At 63.1% G+C, this 15,533-nt stretch carries 16 protein-coding genes and 2 tRNA genes; 8 read left to right on the top strand and 10 right to left on the bottom strand.

Annotation, left to right across the window (positions count from 1 at the left end):
- Positions 1 to 79 precede the first annotated feature (79 nt).
- Together SAB01S_RS11055 and SAB01S_RS11050 are read left to right on the top strand one after the other, a co-directional pair.
- Positions 80 to 577, top strand: a complete 498-nt coding sequence (locus SAB01S_RS11055) for a TlpA family protein disulfide reductase (RefSeq protein ID WP_439646670.1) — start codon at positions 80 to 82, stop codon at positions 575 to 577.
- A 70-nt stretch (positions 578 to 647) separates the two neighbouring features.
- Positions 648 to 1,847 (top strand): MFS transporter, encoded by a 1,200-nt coding sequence (locus SAB01S_RS11050; RefSeq protein ID WP_062733064.1) that lies wholly within the window; start codon positions 648 to 650, stop codon positions 1,845 to 1,847.
- Between the two features lie 14 nt (positions 1,848 to 1,861).
- On the opposite strand, the gene SAB01S_RS11045 is transcribed toward SAB01S_RS11050, so the two are convergent.
- The 3 genes from SAB01S_RS11045 to tkt form a co-directional block, all read right to left on the bottom strand.
- Positions 1,862 to 3,064 carry a phosphoglycerate kinase gene (locus SAB01S_RS11045; protein ID WP_062733134.1) on the bottom strand — a complete coding sequence of 401 codons (1,203 nt, stop codon included), beginning with the start codon at positions 3,062 to 3,064 and terminating at the stop codon, positions 1,862 to 1,864.
- A gap of 82 nt (positions 3,065 to 3,146) precedes the next feature.
- Positions 3,147 to 4,157: a type I glyceraldehyde-3-phosphate dehydrogenase gene (gene gap, locus SAB01S_RS11040; RefSeq protein ID WP_021225727.1), complete on the bottom strand. Its 1,011-nt coding sequence runs from the start codon at positions 4,155 to 4,157 to the stop codon at positions 3,147 to 3,149.
- 30 nt (positions 4,158 to 4,187) lie between these two features.
- Complete coding sequence (tkt, locus tag SAB01S_RS11035; RefSeq protein ID WP_062733063.1) at positions 4,188 to 6,155, bottom strand: transketolase; 1,968 nt, start codon at positions 6,153 to 6,155, stop codon at positions 4,188 to 4,190.
- Positions 6,156 to 6,337: 182 nt separating this feature from the next.
- Here tkt and SAB01S_RS18480 point away from each other — a divergent pair, with 182 nt between their 5' ends.
- The 4 genes from SAB01S_RS18480 to SAB01S_RS11020 all read left to right on the top strand — a co-directional run bounded on the left by SAB01S_RS18480 (position 6,338) and on the right by SAB01S_RS11020 (position 7,882).
- Positions 6,338 to 6,529 carry a hypothetical protein gene (locus tag SAB01S_RS18480; protein WP_157078332.1) on the top strand — a complete coding sequence of 64 codons (192 nt, stop codon included), beginning with the start codon at positions 6,338 to 6,340 and terminating at the stop codon, positions 6,527 to 6,529.
- The gene (locus tag SAB01S_RS11030; protein ID WP_021225724.1) at positions 6,522 to 6,857 is read left to right on the top strand and encodes a cell division protein ZapA; all 336 of its coding nucleotides are present in this window, start codon (positions 6,522 to 6,524) and stop codon (positions 6,855 to 6,857) included. The genes SAB01S_RS18480 and SAB01S_RS11030 overlap by 8 nt, the downstream gene beginning before the upstream one ends.
- A 198-nt stretch (positions 6,858 to 7,055) precedes the next feature.
- Positions 7,056 to 7,643: a 5-formyltetrahydrofolate cyclo-ligase gene (locus SAB01S_RS11025; protein WP_062733133.1), complete on the top strand. Its 588-nt coding sequence runs from the start codon at positions 7,056 to 7,058 to the stop codon at positions 7,641 to 7,643.
- Positions 7,640 to 7,882: a DUF2842 domain-containing protein gene (locus SAB01S_RS11020; protein ID WP_062733062.1), complete on the top strand. Its 243-nt coding sequence runs from the start codon at positions 7,640 to 7,642 to the stop codon at positions 7,880 to 7,882. The genes SAB01S_RS11025 and SAB01S_RS11020 overlap by 4 nt, the downstream gene beginning before the upstream one ends.
- 20 nt (positions 7,883 to 7,902) lie before the next feature.
- Here SAB01S_RS11020 and SAB01S_RS11015 read toward each other — a convergent pair.
- The 3 genes from SAB01S_RS11015 to SAB01S_RS11005 all read right to left on the bottom strand — a co-directional run bounded on the left by SAB01S_RS11015 (position 7,903) and on the right by SAB01S_RS11005 (position 9,353).
- A tRNA-Asp gene (locus tag SAB01S_RS11015) sits at positions 7,903 to 7,979 on the bottom strand.
- Between the two features lie 86 nt (positions 7,980 to 8,065).
- Positions 8,066 to 8,142 (bottom strand) — tRNA-Asp (locus SAB01S_RS11010).
- Between the two features lie 41 nt (positions 8,143 to 8,183).
- Complete coding sequence (locus tag SAB01S_RS11005; RefSeq protein WP_370034159.1) at positions 8,184 to 9,353, bottom strand: AI-2E family transporter; 1,170 nt, start codon at positions 9,351 to 9,353, stop codon at positions 8,184 to 8,186.
- A 145-nt stretch (positions 9,354 to 9,498) separates the two neighbouring features.
- Between SAB01S_RS11005 and SAB01S_RS11000 the strand changes: the two genes are divergently transcribed.
- Both SAB01S_RS11000 and SAB01S_RS10995 read left to right on the top strand, forming a co-directional pair.
- On the top strand, positions 9,499 to 9,978 hold the full coding sequence (locus SAB01S_RS11000) for a hypothetical protein (RefSeq protein ID WP_062733061.1): 480 nt from the start codon (positions 9,499 to 9,501) through the stop codon (positions 9,976 to 9,978).
- Between the two features lie 66 nt (positions 9,979 to 10,044).
- Positions 10,045 to 10,791 (top strand): class I SAM-dependent methyltransferase, encoded by a 747-nt coding sequence (locus tag SAB01S_RS10995; protein ID WP_062733060.1) that lies wholly within the window; start codon positions 10,045 to 10,047, stop codon positions 10,789 to 10,791.
- A 16-nt stretch (positions 10,792 to 10,807) separates the two neighbouring features.
- On the opposite strand, the gene SAB01S_RS10990 is transcribed toward SAB01S_RS10995, so the two are convergent.
- The 4 genes from SAB01S_RS10990 to thyA form a co-directional block, all read right to left on the bottom strand.
- Positions 10,808 to 12,073 carry a dihydrolipoamide acetyltransferase family protein gene (locus SAB01S_RS10990; protein WP_062733059.1) on the bottom strand — a complete coding sequence of 422 codons (1,266 nt, stop codon included), beginning with the start codon at positions 12,071 to 12,073 and terminating at the stop codon, positions 10,808 to 10,810.
- Positions 12,074 to 12,077: 4 nt separating this feature from the next.
- Positions 12,078 to 13,082, bottom strand: coding sequence for an alpha-ketoacid dehydrogenase subunit beta (locus tag SAB01S_RS10985; protein WP_062733132.1), 1,005 nt, complete (start codon positions 13,080 to 13,082; stop codon positions 12,078 to 12,080).
- Positions 13,083 to 13,153: 71 nt separating this feature from the next.
- On the bottom strand, positions 13,154 to 14,443 hold the full coding sequence (locus tag SAB01S_RS10980; protein ID WP_062733058.1) for a 3-methyl-2-oxobutanoate dehydrogenase (2-methylpropanoyl-transferring) subunit alpha: 1,290 nt from the start codon (positions 14,441 to 14,443) through the stop codon (positions 13,154 to 13,156).
- Between the two features lie 120 nt (positions 14,444 to 14,563).
- The gene (gene thyA / locus SAB01S_RS10975) at positions 14,564 to 15,511 is read right to left on the bottom strand and encodes a thymidylate synthase (protein ID WP_370309218.1); all 948 of its coding nucleotides are present in this window, start codon (positions 15,509 to 15,511) and stop codon (positions 14,564 to 14,566) included.
- Positions 15,512 to 15,533 lie beyond the last annotated feature (22 nt).

The raw sequence follows: 15,533 nt of genomic DNA, 5'->3' as shown, positions 1-15,533 counted from the left end.
GAATGTTCGCCCCTTTTGGCCTTTGCGGCCGGAACCGCGCCTGCTAGCGACAGGACGGGGTGTGAAGGGGGCAATATTCATGCAGGCAATGCGTAAATTCATGCTGGTGACGGCGATGCTGCTGGCATGGCCGACCCAAGCCGCGACCAGGCCTGTCATCGGCGCCGCCGCCCCAGATTTCGAACTGACGCTGGTCGACGGCCGCAAAATATCCCTCGCCGACCTCAAGGGTCAGGTCGTCGTTCTGAATTTCTGGGCGACATGGTGCGTTCCCTGCCGCAAGGAATTGCCGACGCTGGACAGCTATTATGCGATCCAGCAGGCCCACGGCCTCAAGGTCTTCGCGATCACCACCGAGGATTCGGTGCCCTTGGTGCGCCTGAAAAAGCTGTTCGCCGCCATGCACATCCCCTCGGCACGGCGGATAAAGGGGCCTTATGGACCGCTGACCGGCGTCCCGACCAACTTCGTGATCGATCGGTCCGGCGTGCTGCGCTATGCGCAATCGGGTGCCTTCGATCTGGAAGATCTCAACCGGGTCCTCATTCCGCTTTTGCGGGAACCGGCGCCATCCTGAATTGTTGCAGCGCACAATTTTCTGATGACGTAACCTTGATTGGTTTCGCATGACCACCCATTAGGCGCTGATGACGACATATCCCGCTTCGCCGCGAACCGACCTTGGCCGCCCAGCCATTTTCCTCATGGCGCTGGCGTGCGGGGTCATTGTCGCGAACCTCTATTATGCCCAGACCCTGATCGACGTGATCGGACCGGAAATCGGCATGTCCGCCGGCATGGCGGGGTTGATCACGACGCTCACGCAATTGGGCTATGGCCTGGGACTCTTCCTGATTGTCCCCATCGCCGACCTGTTCGAAAATCGGCGCATCGTTCTGGCTTCGATCGGCGTCACCGTCATTGGCTGCCTTGCGGTTGCGGCTTCGCAGGGGCCGCTCAGCTTCCTCGTCGCCTCGATCGTCACTGGCGTCGGCGCCACCGGCGCGCAGGTGCTGGTCCCGCTTGCATCGCATCTGGCCGCGCCCGAACGGCAGGGTCGCGTCGTCGGCACGGTGATGAGCGGCCTGCTCTTCGGTATCATGCTCGCTCGCCCCGTTGCCAATTTCCTTGCCGGGTCATTGGGTTGGCGGTGGATATTCATTCTCTCTGCCATCGCGATGGTGCTGATCGGCGGTGCCATATGGCTCCTCTGCCCGCAACGGCTGCCGCGCGGCGACATGCGCTATGGCGAGGCGCTGGCCTCGACCTTCAGCCAGTTGCAGCAGCATCGCGTCGTGCGGATGCGTGCTTTCTATCAGGCGATGATGTTTGCGGCCTTCAACCTGTTCTGGACCGCAGCACCTCTGGCGCTGATCCGGGAATTCAATCTGGGTCATGCCGAAATCGGAGCGTTTGCCCTGGCTGGCGCGGGCGGGGCGCTGGTCGCACCCGTCGCCGGCTGGCTGGCGGACCGCCGCCTCACCCGCCCGACTTCGCTCGTTGGCCTTGCCGGCCTGTCGATCGGATTCCTGCTGGCGGACTGGACCGTCGCGGCCGGCAGTCTCATCGGCTTCACGGTGATGGCGGTGTTGATCGATGCGGCGGTGCAATTGAGCCAGATCACCGGTCAGAAACTGATTTTCTCCATCGACCCTGACGCGCGCGGCCGGATCAACGCGGCCTATATGACTGTCATGTTCGTAGTCGGCGCGCTGGGCTCGGTCATCGGATCAGCCACCTACGAAGCAGGGGGGTGGTCGGCCAGCGCTCTCGCCGGCGCGGTCATCGGCGGCACCGCAACCCTTTGCTTCCTGCTGTTCGACCGGGGCGCCAGTGCATCGTGCTGACGCACTGACCTGGTTCAGCCCATAAGCGCCTTTACGCCCGGCAGGTCCTTGCCTTCCATCCATTCGAGGAAGGCGCCGCCAGCCGTGGATACAAAACTGAAATCGTCCGCCACCCCGGCATGATTGAGCGCCGCCACGGTATCGCCGCCCCCAGCTACGGACGTCAACTGCCCTTCCTTGGTTAGCGCCGCGGCAGTCTTGGCAAGGGCAACCGTCGCCGCGTCGAAGGGCGTGATTTCGAACGCACCCAATGGCCCGTTCCACACCAGTGTGCGACAATTTTTGAGTGCGTCGCCCAGCGCTTCGACGGCGGCCGGGCCGACATCCAGGATCATCTCATCGTCGGCGACTTCATGCACATTGCAGGTTCGAAGCGACGCCGGATTTGCGGCAAATTCCTTGGCCACGACAACGTCATAGGGCAAATGGATGGTGCATCCCGCCGCTTCGGCGCGATCGAAGATCGTATCGACGGTATCGCTCAACTCCTTCTCGCAAAGCGATTTGCCAACATCGACGCCGCGCGCATAAAGGAATGTGTTGGCCATGCCGCCGCCGATGATCAGATGATCGACCTTTGCGACCAGATTGTTGAGCACGTCCAGCTTTGTCGACACCTTTGCGCCGCCGACGACCGCCGCAACCGGCTTGACCGGTTCGCCGAGCGCCGCCTGCAACGCATCCAGCTCTTTCTCCATCGACCGCCCGGCAAAGGCGGGCAGCTTATGCGCCAGACCTTCGGTGGACGCATGGGCGCGGTGGGCCGCGGAGAAGGCGTCATTGACATAGAGGTCGCCGATCGCGGCGATCGCAGCGATCAACGCCGGATCATTTTTTTCCTCACCGGCATGGAAACGCGTATTTTCGAGGATAGCGATGTCGCCGTTCCGCATCACCTTGATGCCGTCGATGGCGGCTTCACCCTGGCAGTCGGGAATGAACTGCACCTCGCGCCCCAGCACCTGCGTCAGCGGACGCGTGATCTTGCTCAGCGAATATTCCGGGTTCTTCTGTCCCTTGGGACGACCGAAATGCGCCAGGATCAGCACCTTGGCGCCGCGATCGGCCAGTTCCAGCACCGTGGGCATGGCGGCGCGCAGCCGCGTGTCATCCGTCACCGACCCATCCTGCATCGGCACGTTCAGATCCTCGCGCACCAGCACCACCTTGCCGGTGATATCGCCCATGTCGTCGAGTGTCTTGAACGGCTTGGCCATGATCGCTCCTAAAATCATTCTTGAATATCGTACCGCAGGCGAAAAACCCCGCCGGTCTGATCCGGCGGGGTTCATGAGAAGCTTACAGGAACTTCGCCATCACGCCAGTGGTGTCGATCATGCGATTGGAAAAGCCCCATTCATTGTCATACCAGCTGAGCACGCGAACCAGCGACCCGTCGATCACCGCCGTTTCCAGGCTGTCGACGGTCGAGCTGCGCGGGTCGCCATTATAGTCGATCGACACAAGCGGCTCGTCCGAATAGCCGAGCACGCCCTTGAGCGGACCGGATTCCGACGCCGCCTTGAGCAGGCCATTGACCTCTTCCTTCGTCGTCGCCTTCTTGGCGATGAACTTCAAATCCACGACCGACACATTCGGCGTCGGCACGCGCACCGACGATCCATCGAGCTTGCCCTTGAGTTCAGGCAGCACTTCGCCGACCGCGCGCGCAGCGCCCGTGGTGGTCGGAATCATCGACAGGGCAGCGGCGCGGGCGCGACGCATGTCCTTGTGAATCTGATCCAGCGTGTTCTGATCGTTGGTGTAGCTGTGGATCGTGGTCATAAAGCCCTTTTCGATCCCGATGGCATCGTTGAGGACCTTCGCGAGCGGGGCAAGGCAGTTGGTGGTGCAGCTGGCGTTCGAAATGACGATGTCATCGGCGGTCAGCTGGTCGTGGTTGACGCCAAACACGATCGTCTTGTCGACATTGGTGCCGGGCGCGGAAATCACGACGCGCTTGGCGCCGGCGGTCAGATGGGCGCCCGCCTTGTCCTTGGACGTAAAGATGCCGGTGCATTCCAGCGCGATTTCGACGCCCAGTTCGGCATGCGGCAGGTTGGCGGGATCGCGTTCGGCCGTCACCTTGATCTTCTTGCCGTCGATGACCAGGAAATCGCCGTCGACGCTCACGTCCCCGGCCCAGTTGCCATGGACGGAATCGCGCTTGAAAAGCAGGGCATTGGCGTTGGCATCGCCCAGGTCATTGATGCTGACCAGTTCCAGGTCATGGTCCGTGCGCGACAGGATGGCGCGCGCCACCAGGCGGCCGATACGTCCAAAACCGTTAATTGCTACCTTCGTTGCCACTGCACTAGCCTCCTGGTGTGTTGTTGTCGGTTAGGAATTGAGCGCCGCTTCAATCTGCGGCGCAATCTTCGCGGCGGTCAGGCCGAAATGGTCGTAAAGCGCAGGCGCGGGCGCAGACGCGCCAAAGCTGTCGATGCCGAAGCGCAGACCCGCAATGCCGGTATAGCGTTCCCAGCCAAAGGTCGTTCCCGCCTCGATCGACACGCGCAGCACATGCTGCGGCAGCAGATCGTCCTTGTAGGATTGCGGCTGCGCCTCGAAATGCGCCCAGCTGGGCATGGAAATGACGTCCGCGCCAATGCCTTTGTCTTCCAGCGCCTTCGCGGTGGCGACGGCGATTTCAACCTCCGACCCCGTGGCGATCAGCACGACCTTGCGCTCTGCCGTTGCCGCGATCAGGCGGTAAGCACCCTTCGCGCACAAATTCTCGCTCTTTTCGGTACGAAGCTGCGGCAGGTTCTGGCGGGTCAGCGCCAGCACCGACGGGCCGGTCGCATCCTTGAGCGCCAGTTCCCAGCACTCAGCCGTTTCGACAATGTCCGCCGGGCGATAGACGTCCAAGTTGGGAATCATGCGCAGCGACATGACATGCTCGATCGGCTGGTGCGTCGGGCCATCCTCGCCAAGACCGATCGAGTCATGGGTCAGGACGTGGATCACCCGCTGCTGCTGAAGCGCCGCCAAGCGAATGCCAGCGCGCATATAGTCGGAGAACACCAGGAACGTGCCCCCATAAGGGATGACGCCACCATGCAGCGCCATGCCGTTCATCGCGCAGGCCATGCCAAATTCGCGGATGCCATAATAGACATAGCGTCCGGCATAGTCGTCGCGGGTCAGCGGGCCGGTCGACTTGGTCTTGGTGTTGTTCGATCCGGTAAGGTCAGCCGAGCCGCCCAGCGTTTCGGGCAGCAAGTCGTTGATCGCGCTCAGCGCCAGCTCGCTCGCCTTGCGCGTGGCGACCTTTTGCGGATTGGCGATCAGGCTATCGATATAGGCATCCAGCGAGAAGTCGGCGGGCAGTTCGCCGGCCATCCGCCGGGAAAATTCGCCGCCTTGCGCGTGACCTGCCAGCCGTTCCTCCCAGGCGGCGCGACGATCGCGCCCCTTCGCGCCGATCGCCCTCCAGGCGGCGGCGACATCGTCGGGGATAACGAACGGTTCGGCGCCCCAACCGAGGAATGCGCGCGCGGCGGCGACTTCATCCTCGCCAAGCGCAGAACCGTGCACGCCCGATGTGCCCGCCTTGTTCGGCGCGCCGTAACCGATCTTGGTCGCGCAGGCGACAATCGACGGACGCGGATCGGCCACGGCTTCCGCCAGCGCGCGGCGCACGTCGGCGACGTCATGGCCGTCGCACGACACGACATGCCAGCCGGTTGCAGCATAGCGGGCCAGCACATCCTCGCTGCTCGACAGGTCGACCGCGCCATCGATGGTGATCTTGTTGTCGTCCCACAGGACGATCAGGCGCCCCAGGTTCAGATGACCGGCCAGCCCGATGGCTTCATGATTGATGCCCTCCATCAGGCAGCCGTCACCTGCAATCACCCAGGTGCGATGGTCGACCAGATCGTCGCCGAATTGGGCGTTCAGATGGCGTTCGGCAATCGCCATGCCGACGGCCGTCGCAAGGCCCGAACCCAACGGCCCGGTGGTGGCCTCGACGCCAGCCAGTTCAAAATTTTCCGGGTGCCCGGCGCAGGGGCTGTGCAGTTGTCGGAAGCTGGCAATGTCCTCGATCGTCGGGCGGGCATAGCCGGTCAGATGCAACAGGCTGTAGATCAGCATCGATCCGTGGCCAGCCGACAGGACGAAGCGATCCCGATCGGCCCAGTCGGGCTTGCTCGGATCGAACTTCATGTGGTCGTTGAACAAGACCGTCGCGACATCTGCCATGCCCATGGGCATCCCGGGGTGCCCGCTGTTGGCGGCCTGCACGGCGTCCATGGACAGCGCGCGGATGGCGTTGGCGAGCGATTTTTCGGAAACGGTCATGGTAGGCGGGCGTCTTTCCTGGGCTGGCGCGCTGCAAAAGGGCGCGCGCAAGTCGGCGAGTCGAGTTGCGTTTTCCTTTGTCGCGTCAAGTCCCATGCGTCAACCATGGCCGGGGGCAAAGCCGCGCCCGTCCGCGTGCTGGCGGGCTTTTGCGAAGGCTGCGCTTTGGCTATGACGAGTCCATGGCAAGTGAGCGGATGATGCAGGCGATTGGTGCGCTGGAACGGGCTGTCGGCCGCCTTGAGCAGGATGTGGCACGCTATATGTCGGCCGCCGCGTCCCCCAACCCATCGATCGACGTGCCCGCGGCCCATGCCGCGCTCCGCTCGCTCGATGCGTTAATCAGCGAACTTAAGGGGCGCAGCGATGGCTGAAACGACGTTGCAAATCGCTGGGCGTCACTATGACATCCGTTGCCGCGACGGGGACGAACCGCATCTCGCGCAGCTGGCAAACTTGATAGAGGAAAAAGCTCGGGTCGCTCAGCGATCTACGCCGGGCCTGACTGAAGTGCGCACACTTTTGTTCGCCGCGCTGTTTCTGGCCGACGAACTGACCGATCTGCGCAAGGCGGAAGCGGGCCGCCAGGAAAAGCTGAGCCTAGAGGCCGACGACGATCAGGCGGCGCAGGCGGTCGAGCAACTGGCGGGCCGTATCGAAAAGCTGCGCGAGACCCTTGCCGCGGCGGCCGCGGCCGCTTAGATTATAGGACGACGGGCACTGCGCGGCACGAGCTTTAGCGAACATCCCTGAGGCGATAATCACATCCACGGGGGCTGTCCCTGGGCGGGTTCAGGCCCGATCTACATGGTCCCCACCTGACGTTGAGGCGTCAGAGGATTTTCCAGCAAACGACCGAGGCGGTCCCGTCACCCTCCCCAGCCTGAACGAAAGCCGATGATGAGCGACCAGAGCCCCGCCGCCGACAAGGTCAGCCTGCGCGCAACGGCCCGCCTGCGTCGGCGTGAGTTCGTCACGGCGCTTGATCCTTTTGCTCACCGCTTCGCCTTCAAGGCCATGCCCTCGCCGCTGGCGCGAGGCCTCGCCGACGCCCACGTCGTGGCGCTCTACATGGGCCTCGACGATGAAGCGCCGGCGCAGCGGCTCGCGCCGCAGCTATTGGCCATGGGCAAGGTGGTCGCCCTGCCGCGCGTCCTTGACCGACTGGGCGGCATGGATTTTCTGGCATGGAATGGCGATGACACGCTGGTGCCCGGCCTCTATGGCACCAGCCATCCAGGCGCGGCAAGCGCCCCCGTAAGTCCGGACGCCATCATGGCGCCGCTTGTCGCTTTTGACCGCGCGATGAACCGGTTGGGTCAGGGCGGCGGCTATTATGATCGCGCCTTCGCGCGCTTTCCCGATGCGCTGCGCATTGGGATGGGCTGGTCGGTTCAGGAACTGGAGGCCGTGCCGGCAGACCCCTGGGATTTGCCGCTGCATATGATCCTGACCGAAGTGGAAATGATCGAGGGGACAGAAGCATGACCATCGACCCCCGCCACCATCACCAACCCAGCTGGCGCAAGCCTGTGGGCATGTTGGCGATCGTAGGGCTCATTCTGGCATGGGCCGTGATGGTGGGCAGCCTGTCCGGCTGGATCGGCAGCATGCCCGTCTGGGCGCAGGTCCCGGTCTATGTCGTGCTGGGCGTCGTATGGATCTGGCTCCTGCCGCTCAAGCAATTGATGCGGTGGATGGAAACCGGGATCTGGCAGAAATATTGATGTCCTGCCCATGGCAGGAATGGCGCGAGTGACGGGGCTCGAACCCGCGACCTCCGGCGTGACAGGCCGGCGCTCTAACCAACTGAGCTACACCCGCGCAGGGCGGCATCTCATCGCGACCCTATGGTCGCCAGACGATGCATATCTGAAAACCTTTGTTCCGCTTTCCCAAACCTGGAAAAGTGGCGCGAGTGACGGGGCTCGAACCCGCGACCTCCGGCGTGACAGGCCGGCGCTCTAACCAACTGAGCTACACCCGCGTTCGGTGTGGGCGGCCGTCTATGCGGGACAGAAGATACTGTCAACCGTCCGCGCCATCTGTTTCGTCCTTATCCGCATTTTCTTTCACGCGCGGCACCGTCAGCGTCCCCTGCTCGAACAGGAAACCCGCGATATCGGGCGTTCCAGCCGCCGCCACGACAGTTTGCAGGATGATAAGCAACGGCACCCCCAGCAGTGCGCCGGGCGTTCCCCATACCCATCCCCAAAATGTGAGGGACACCAGGATCAGCAGGGGGTTCATGGTCAATCGCCGCCCCAGCAGCATCGGCGTGACGACATTGGCCTCGACCAGATGAAACGCGATCTGCAAGGCGGCGGGCAGCAGCGCGAACCACACGTCATCGAACACCATCAAACCGCCCAGCGCCAGCAAGGCGGCCGCCAGCATCGGACCGAAATAGGGCACGAAGTTCAGCAGGGCGACGATCCCGCCCCACATCAATGGCGAGGGCATGCCGATGAGCCACAGCGCCACTGCCACGGCCAGGCCAAGGCACAGATTGATCGTCGCGATCGTGATGACATAGGCCGATGTCGCATCGACCACATTCTGGATCACACGGGCGACCGCCAAAGCCCCGTCGAAACTGCCCCGGCTGTTGATCGTCCGCCGCCGCAGCCGGGTCCACCCCGCCAGGAAAAAATAGATGATCAGCAAGGCAAAGACCATCTGGATGATCGCCGCTGGCGCCGACGTCGCAGCAAATTGCAGCAGCGATCGCGGCGCGTCGACCACCGCCGTCTGCGCAGCCGCCACCGGCCCCGTCGCCAGCATCTGCACCGTTTCATCGACGAAGCGCTGCAAATTGGAATACAGGTCAATGACTGGAGCCAGATTGGCCTGGATCTGCGGCAGACGCTGAGGCAGCGCGCTGAACCAGTCGGTCGCCGGCACGACAATCAGGACCAGCGCCGTATTGGCCACCAGCAGGAACCCGATTACCGCCAGCAACGCCGCCAGTCCCGATGGCAGGCCGCGCCGCTCCATCCATTCCAGCAATGGCACCAGGGCGATCGCGATCACCAGCGCGGCCGTCAACGGCAGGAAAAACTCCGCGCCCGCGCGCAGGGCAAAGGGCAAGGCGACGATCAGTCCCAGTCCGGTCGACAGCGCGATCGACGCGAGCAGACGGTCGCGCCTGCGGTTTATTTCCTGTTGTTCCGCCGCCGTCACGCCCGATTCTCTCATGCTGCTCACACCAGGGATGTGCGCTGACCGCTGCCCTACGTCAATTTGCAAAGCCTAAGGACTGTTGACAGGGAAAAGAGCCACTTAACCATTTTTTCGTTTCCAGCCGCTATCTGGGGCCGTGCCGGCAATTGGGGGGCGTGGCATGACTATCATATCGTTGCGGCTGGCCGTCCTTATGGCGATGCAGGGGCTGGCGGCGTCGGCCGCCCCGGCTTCCGCGCAACCGCCGCTGCGGCTCACGAGCCAGACCTTCGTCGAACGTGTGGCTGCGGACATTAATGGGCGCCCGCGTCGAATCGTCGCTAGCGCCAGGCAGGCAGCGCCCGGCGACCAGTTGATCGTCATTCTGGACTGGCGCAACGATGGCCCTGCCCCGCTGCGCAATGTCGCCATCACCCGCCCTGTCCCACGGGGGCTGGAACCGGACATAGATAACCCGATAATGCAGATGTCAGTCGACGGCGGCGCTCATTGGGGACGGCTGGAGGATCTATGGCTGCCAACGCCGCTTGGTGGCGTGCGCCGGGCCGTTCCCGCAGATGTGACCCATATACGCTGGCCACTGCCGCATGCCGCGCCCGGCCAGTCAGGCCGCCTCAGCTATCGCCTGCTCCTGCGCTAAAGGCATCTTCAGGGGCTTGAGGCCGGTCGCCAGCTATTCTAGGGCGATGCGCCGACCGGAGACCCCATGATGCCCAAAGACGCCGAGCGCGCCTATCTCGCCAATCTTGGCGCACAGGGCGTCGAACATTCGCTCAACAAGCCTTTTTCCGATCCGGAATGCGGCATTCACCTGGCGGCGATCGGCTTCATCATGCGGCTGCTGCCGCCCCCGCCTGCCCGCATCCTTGACCTGGGCTGTGGCGGCGGCTGGACCAGCATCTTCTATGCGCGCTTGGGTTATCAGGTGACAGGGCAGGATATCGCGCCGGACATGATCGCCGTGGCGCGCGACAATTCCCGGCTCAACGACGTGGAGCCACGCACGGACTTCGTCTGCGGCGACTTTGAGCATCTCGATCTGAACGGCCAATATGACGCCGCCATCTTCTTCGATTCGCTGCATCATGCCGAGGATGAAGCGCTCGCCATCCGCTCCGCCTGGCGCGCGCTGAGGCCCGGCGGCATACTGATCACCCATGAGCCGGGCGAAGGCCACAGCCAGTCCGAGGAATCGATAGAGGCGATGGCGCGGTTCGGCGTCAACGAACGCGACATGCCGCCTCATCTCATCATGGCGCGCGGCCGGGAGGCGGGCTTTACCGGCTTTCGCGTCCTGCCCATGCCCTCGTTACTTTACAGCACCTTCTACCAGCCGCGCGACTATTCGGGCCGCTGGCTCAGCAAGCGCCGGTGGAAGATGCTGGCCCGTGCGGCCCGCATGATCTTCCAGCCGGACGTGCGGGAGGGCGCCGTCGTCGTGATGACGAAATAGGCGCCCAACCTTTCCGTTAATCGACGAAGAGGAATGCCGGCGCTTCCAGCAACTTGCGCACCGCCTGCACGAAACTCGCGGCGTCCCAGCCATCGACCACGCGGTGGTCGCAACTGATCGACAGGTTCATCAGCTTCGCCGCGACGACCTCTTTGCCGCGAAACACCGGCCGCTCGATCACGCGGTTGGGACCGATGATCGCAACCTCTGGCCGATTGATCACGGGCGTGGTGGCCACCCCGCCCAATGGCCCGAGCGATGTCAGTGTCAGCGTCGACCCGCTTAGTTCCTCAGACTTGGCCTTGCCGCTGCGCGCCGCTTCCGCCAGTCGACGGATTTCGGACGCCAATTGCCAGACGTTACGATCCTGCGCGTCGCGGATCACCGGCACCATCAGGCCTGCATCGGTCTGCGTCGCCATGCCCAGATGCACCGACCCATGGCGTGTTACCACGCCCGCCTCATCATCATAACGGGCATTGAGCATCGGAAAATCGGGGATTGCCTTGCAGATCGCGACGATCAGCAAGGGAAGCATCGTCAATTTTGGCCGTTCGCCGCGACCGGCGTTAAGCTGCTCGCGCAGCTCCTCCAGCGCGGTCACGTCGATTTCCTCGACATAGGTGAAATGCGGAATGTGACGCTTGGACGCGGCCATATTTTCCGCAATCCGGCGACGCATGCCGATCACTTTGACCTGCTCATCGGAGCGGCGCGCAGACCGCCCAGCGGGCGCATAGCCCTGCCCCGCGCCATAAAGCAGATAGGCATCGAGGTCGGCGTGGCGGATTCGATCCCCGCTCGGCTTCACCTGACCCAAATCAATGCCCAGTTCCTTCGCCCGGACGCGCACGGCGGGCGACGCGAGCACAGGCTCGTCCTTCGCGACGGCCGGCTCAGGTGTGGGCGCAGGCGTCGGCGTTGCCGTCGGCGTCGGCGCGGGCGGTGCTTCCGGCGCGGCAGCCTCCTCCACCATGGCCTCGCCCGGCGTTTCCGCTTCGATCGTCTCTTCGCTCGGCGGGGGCGCAGCGGGGGCATCGCTCTCCACCTCGATTTCGACAAGCATCGACCCGATCGGCACCTGATCGCCCGGCTCGCCTGCCAGCCGCACGACGGTGCCCGCCACCGGGCTTTCCATCTCGACCGTTGCCTTGTCCGTCATCATGTCTGCGATGGGCTGGTCTTCCTCGACCCGGTCGCCCACCTTGACGTGCCAGCCGACAATCTCGGCCTCGGAAATGCCTTCGCCGATATCCGGCAGCTTGAATGTAAAGAGAGCCATGCGCTCAATCCTTCATGATCTTGGTGATGGCCTCGCGAATGCGCACGGGTCCGGGGAAATAGGCCCATTCCAGGCTGTGCGGATAAGGCGTGTCGAAGCCGGTGACGCGCTCGATCGGCGCTTCGAGATGGTAGAAGCAGCGTTCCTGTACCTGTGCGAGCAGTTCCGCGCCAAAGCCGCTGGTGCGCGTTGCTTCATGCACGATCAGGCAGCGGCCCGTTTTACGCACTGACGCCTCAATCGCCTCGATATCTAGCGGCACCAGCGTGCGCAGGTCGATGATCTCCGCGTCGACGCCCATTGCCGCGACCGTGTTCTCGACGACATGCACCATCGTCCCATAGCACAGGATCGTCAGCGCCTCGCCCGCTCGCGTTGTGCGCGCCTTGCCCAGCGGGATGCGATAATAGCCCTGCGGCACCTGCGCCTGCGCATGACCGGCCCAGCTTTTGGCGGGCGTATCATAATGGCCATCGAACGGACCATTATAGATGCGCTTGGGTTCGAAAAAGATCGTCGGATCATTATCCTCGATCGCCGCGATCAGCAGCCCCTTGGCGTCATAGGGCGTTGACGGGATGACCGTCTTGACGCCCGACACATGGGTGAAGATGCCTTCGGGCGACTGGCTGTGCGTCTGGCCGCCAAAGATGCCCCCGCCAAAAGGCGACCGTACCGTCATCGGCGAAACAAACTCGCCCGCCGACCGATAGCGCAGACGCGCCGCCTCGCTCACCAATTGGTCGAGCGCGGGATAGATATAGTCGGCGAACTGGATTTCGGGCACCGGGCGCAGGCCATAGGCGCCCATTCCCACCGCAACGCCGATGATCCCGCATTCGGTGATCGGCGTGTCGAACACCCGGTTCTTGCCATATTTCTGCTGGAGGCCCGCCGTGGCGCGGAACACGCCGCCGAAATAGCCGACATCCTCGCCCATGACGACGACGTCCGGGTCCCGGTCCATCATCACGTCCAGCGCGCTGTTGATCGCCTGGATCATGTTCATTTGCCGCACGTCGGCCTGCGCTTCATCCTGCGTCATGACTGCATTCACGGCATCGATATCATGTGTCTCCGTCACAGGCCTGCCGCCTTCCATTCGTCCAGCATCTGCTGCTTCTGTTCCTCCAGATGCCAGGGCATTTCCTCGAACACGTCCTCGAACATGCTCTCCATCGGATGGTGCAGCCCATGACCCAAAATGCCGTTCTTCTCTGCCTCGCGCGCGGCATCGCGGACATGCTCTGCCAGTTCCTTGTCCATCGCGGCGTGGCGATCGTCATCCCAGATGCCCAGCGCGATGCAATGCGCCTTGAGCCGCGCGATCGGATCGCCAAGCGGCCATTGGCTGCTTTCCTCGGCCGAGCGGTAGGCGCTGGGGTCGTCCGACGTGCTGTGGCCCTCGACGCGATAGGTGAAATGTTCGATCAGCGTCGGACCTGCGTTGGCGCGGGCGCGATCCGCCGCCCAGCGCGTCGCGGCATAGACCGCCAGCACGTCATTGCCATCGACGCGAAGGCCGGCGATGCCATAGCCCACGGCGCGCGCGGCAAAGGTCGTCGCCTCCGCTCCGGCAAAGCCTGAAAAGCTGCTGATAGCCCATTGATTATTCACGACATTCATGATGACCGGCGCGCGATAGACGCTCGCAAAAGTGCAGGCGGAATGGAAATCCCCCTCCGCCGTAGACCCCTCGCCGCACCAAGTCACGGCAATGCGCGTATCGCCCTTGGCCGCGCTCGCCATCGCCCACCCGACGGCCTGGGGATATTGTGTCGTCAAATTGCCGGAGATCGAGAAAAAGCCGGCCTCCCGCGCCGAATACATGATCGGCAGCTGGCGGCCCTTCATCCGGTCACCCTTGTTGGAATAAATCTGGTTCATCATGTCGACGAGGGACCAGTCCCGCGCGATCAATATGCCCTGCTGGCGGTAGCTGGGGAAGCACATGTCGTCGCGTGACAAGGCCATCGCAGCGCCGATCGACACCGCCTCCTCGCCCGTCGACTTCATGTAGAAACTGGTCTTGCCCTGTCGCTGGGCGCGAAACATCCGGGCGTCGAACGCCCGGGTCAGCGCCATGTAGCGCAGCATCTTGAGCAATGTCTCGGCCGGTAGTCGCGGGTCCCAGGGGCCCACCGCCTGTCCACCGTCATCCAGCACTCGCACCAGACCATAGGCCATGTCCCGCATGTCAGCGGGCTGAGCAGTCTCATCGGGTCGCGGCTGCGCGCCGGCGGCGGGAATATCGAAATGGGTGAAGTCGGCCGCCTCACCCGGCCGCGCCGGCGGTTCGGGTACGTGCAGCTTCAGCGAAGGCAGATTGCGCCTCGCCTGTCCCTCCACTGATCCAAGGGGATCGCTCATCCTGGCTCCTATGGTGCATTGCAATAATATTGCTTCGTGCAGATATTATGTTTCAGCGCCGAAAAAGGCAAGCCATGCTGACCCAATTTCTTCTTTTACTGTCGCCTTAAGGTCTCGCTTTTAGACGGCGACCGGCGCAGCAATGTGGGCTTGCGGGCTATAATCCAGCACCTCGAAATCTTCGATCCTGTAATCGAAAATGGATGAAGGCCGCCGATGGATCCGCAATTTCGGCGCCCCTTGCGGAACGCGCGACAATTGCTCCTCCACCAATGCCGCGTGGTTGAGATACAGGTGCACGTCGCCGCCCTGCCAGATGACCTCGCCAGGCAGCAGGTCGCATTGCTGTGCCAGCATCCGTGTTATCATGGTCAGCCCGAAAATATTGAACGCAAAACCCAGGCCCAGGTCGCAACTGCGCTGAAAGAGCAGGCCGTTGAGCTTCCCCTCCGCCACCTGGAACTGATAGGTCATATGACAGGGAGGAAGCGCCATTTGCGGCACCTCCGCTACATTCCAGCCGGTAAACAGCAACCGGCGTGATCCAGGGGTCGAGCGGATTGCTTCTATCAGATCAGCAATCTGGTTGCGCCCTTTCTCCGCCTTGCGATACAGCCCATCGCCGACCGGCTCATAGATCGGCCAATTCACCCATTGCGCGCCATAAACTGGCCCCAGATCACCCCATTGGCGGGCAAATTCGGCATCCTCGATAATGCGCGCCTCAAACGAGTCGCGGTCGATCGCCTCACCGGTGGCCCGGCGATAGGCATCGAGCGGCCAGTCGGTCCAGATATGCACGCCCTGCCGCACCAGTTCGCGGATATTGGTGTCGCCGGTCAGAAACCACAGCATCTCGCGCGCGGCGACCTTCCAGTAGACCCGCTTGGTCGTCAGCAACGGCACCGCGTCATCCGCCAGTGAAAAGCGCAGCGTCGCCCCCAATATCGACCGCGTACCAATGCCGGTCCGATCGATCCGCTCGTCGCCATGCGACCAGATGTGGCGCATCAGGTCGAGATATTGCTGCTCATAATGGGGCGCAGACGAAGCATGTGTCTCGGTCAAGATGATGTCCTGCATAAATGAC

The organism is Sphingobium abikonense NBRC 16140 (assembly GCF_001598335.1).
GTDB lineage: Bacteria > Pseudomonadota > Alphaproteobacteria > Sphingomonadales > Sphingomonadaceae > Sphingobium > Sphingobium abikonense.
The sequence above is the reverse complement of the archived record's forward strand: the minus strand, read 5'-3'. Positions and strand labels throughout refer to the sequence as shown.

What these genes read in the sequence shown, in the direction of transcription:
- SAB01S_RS10985 (WP_062733132.1), bottom strand. Translation starts at nt 13,082, where the DNA reads ATGAACATGATCCAGGCGATCAACAGCGCGCTGGACGTGATGATGGAC.
- SAB01S_RS10995 (WP_062733060.1), top strand. Translation starts at nt 10,045, where the DNA reads ATGATGCCCAAAGACGCCGAGCGCGCCTATCTCGCCAATCTTGGCGCA.
- SAB01S_RS18480 (WP_157078332.1), top strand. Translation starts at nt 6,338, where the DNA reads ATGGCAAGTGAGCGGATGATGCAGGCGATTGGTGCGCTGGAACGGGCT.
- SAB01S_RS11055 (WP_439646670.1), top strand. Translation starts at nt 80, where the DNA reads ATGCAGGCAATGCGTAAATTCATGCTGGTGACGGCGATGCTGCTGGCA.
- SAB01S_RS11025 (WP_062733133.1), top strand. Translation starts at nt 7,056, where the DNA reads ATGAGCGACCAGAGCCCCGCCGCCGACAAGGTCAGCCTGCGCGCAACG.
- SAB01S_RS11020 (WP_062733062.1), top strand. Translation starts at nt 7,640, where the DNA reads ATGACCATCGACCCCCGCCACCATCACCAACCCAGCTGGCGCAAGCCT.
- SAB01S_RS11050 (WP_062733064.1), top strand. Translation starts at nt 648, where the DNA reads ATGACGACATATCCCGCTTCGCCGCGAACCGACCTTGGCCGCCCAGCC.
- SAB01S_RS11000 (WP_062733061.1), top strand. Translation starts at nt 9,499, where the DNA reads ATGACTATCATATCGTTGCGGCTGGCCGTCCTTATGGCGATGCAGGGG.
- SAB01S_RS11030 (WP_021225724.1), top strand. Translation starts at nt 6,522, where the DNA reads ATGGCTGAAACGACGTTGCAAATCGCTGGGCGTCACTATGACATCCGT.
- SAB01S_RS11045 (WP_062733134.1), bottom strand. Translation starts at nt 3,064, where the DNA reads ATGGCCAAGCCGTTCAAGACACTCGACGACATGGGCGATATCACCGGC.
- SAB01S_RS11005 (WP_370034159.1), bottom strand. Translation starts at nt 9,353, where the DNA reads ATGAGAGAATCGGGCGTGACGGCGGCGGAACAACAGGAAATAAACCGC.
- tkt (WP_062733063.1), bottom strand. Translation starts at nt 6,155, where the DNA reads ATGACCGTTTCCGAAAAATCGCTCGCCAACGCCATCCGCGCGCTGTCC.
- SAB01S_RS10980 (WP_062733058.1), bottom strand. Translation starts at nt 14,443, where the DNA reads ATGAGCGATCCCCTTGGATCAGTGGAGGGACAGGCGAGGCGCAATCTG.
- SAB01S_RS10990 (WP_062733059.1), bottom strand. Translation starts at nt 12,073, where the DNA reads ATGGCTCTCTTTACATTCAAGCTGCCGGATATCGGCGAAGGCATTTCC.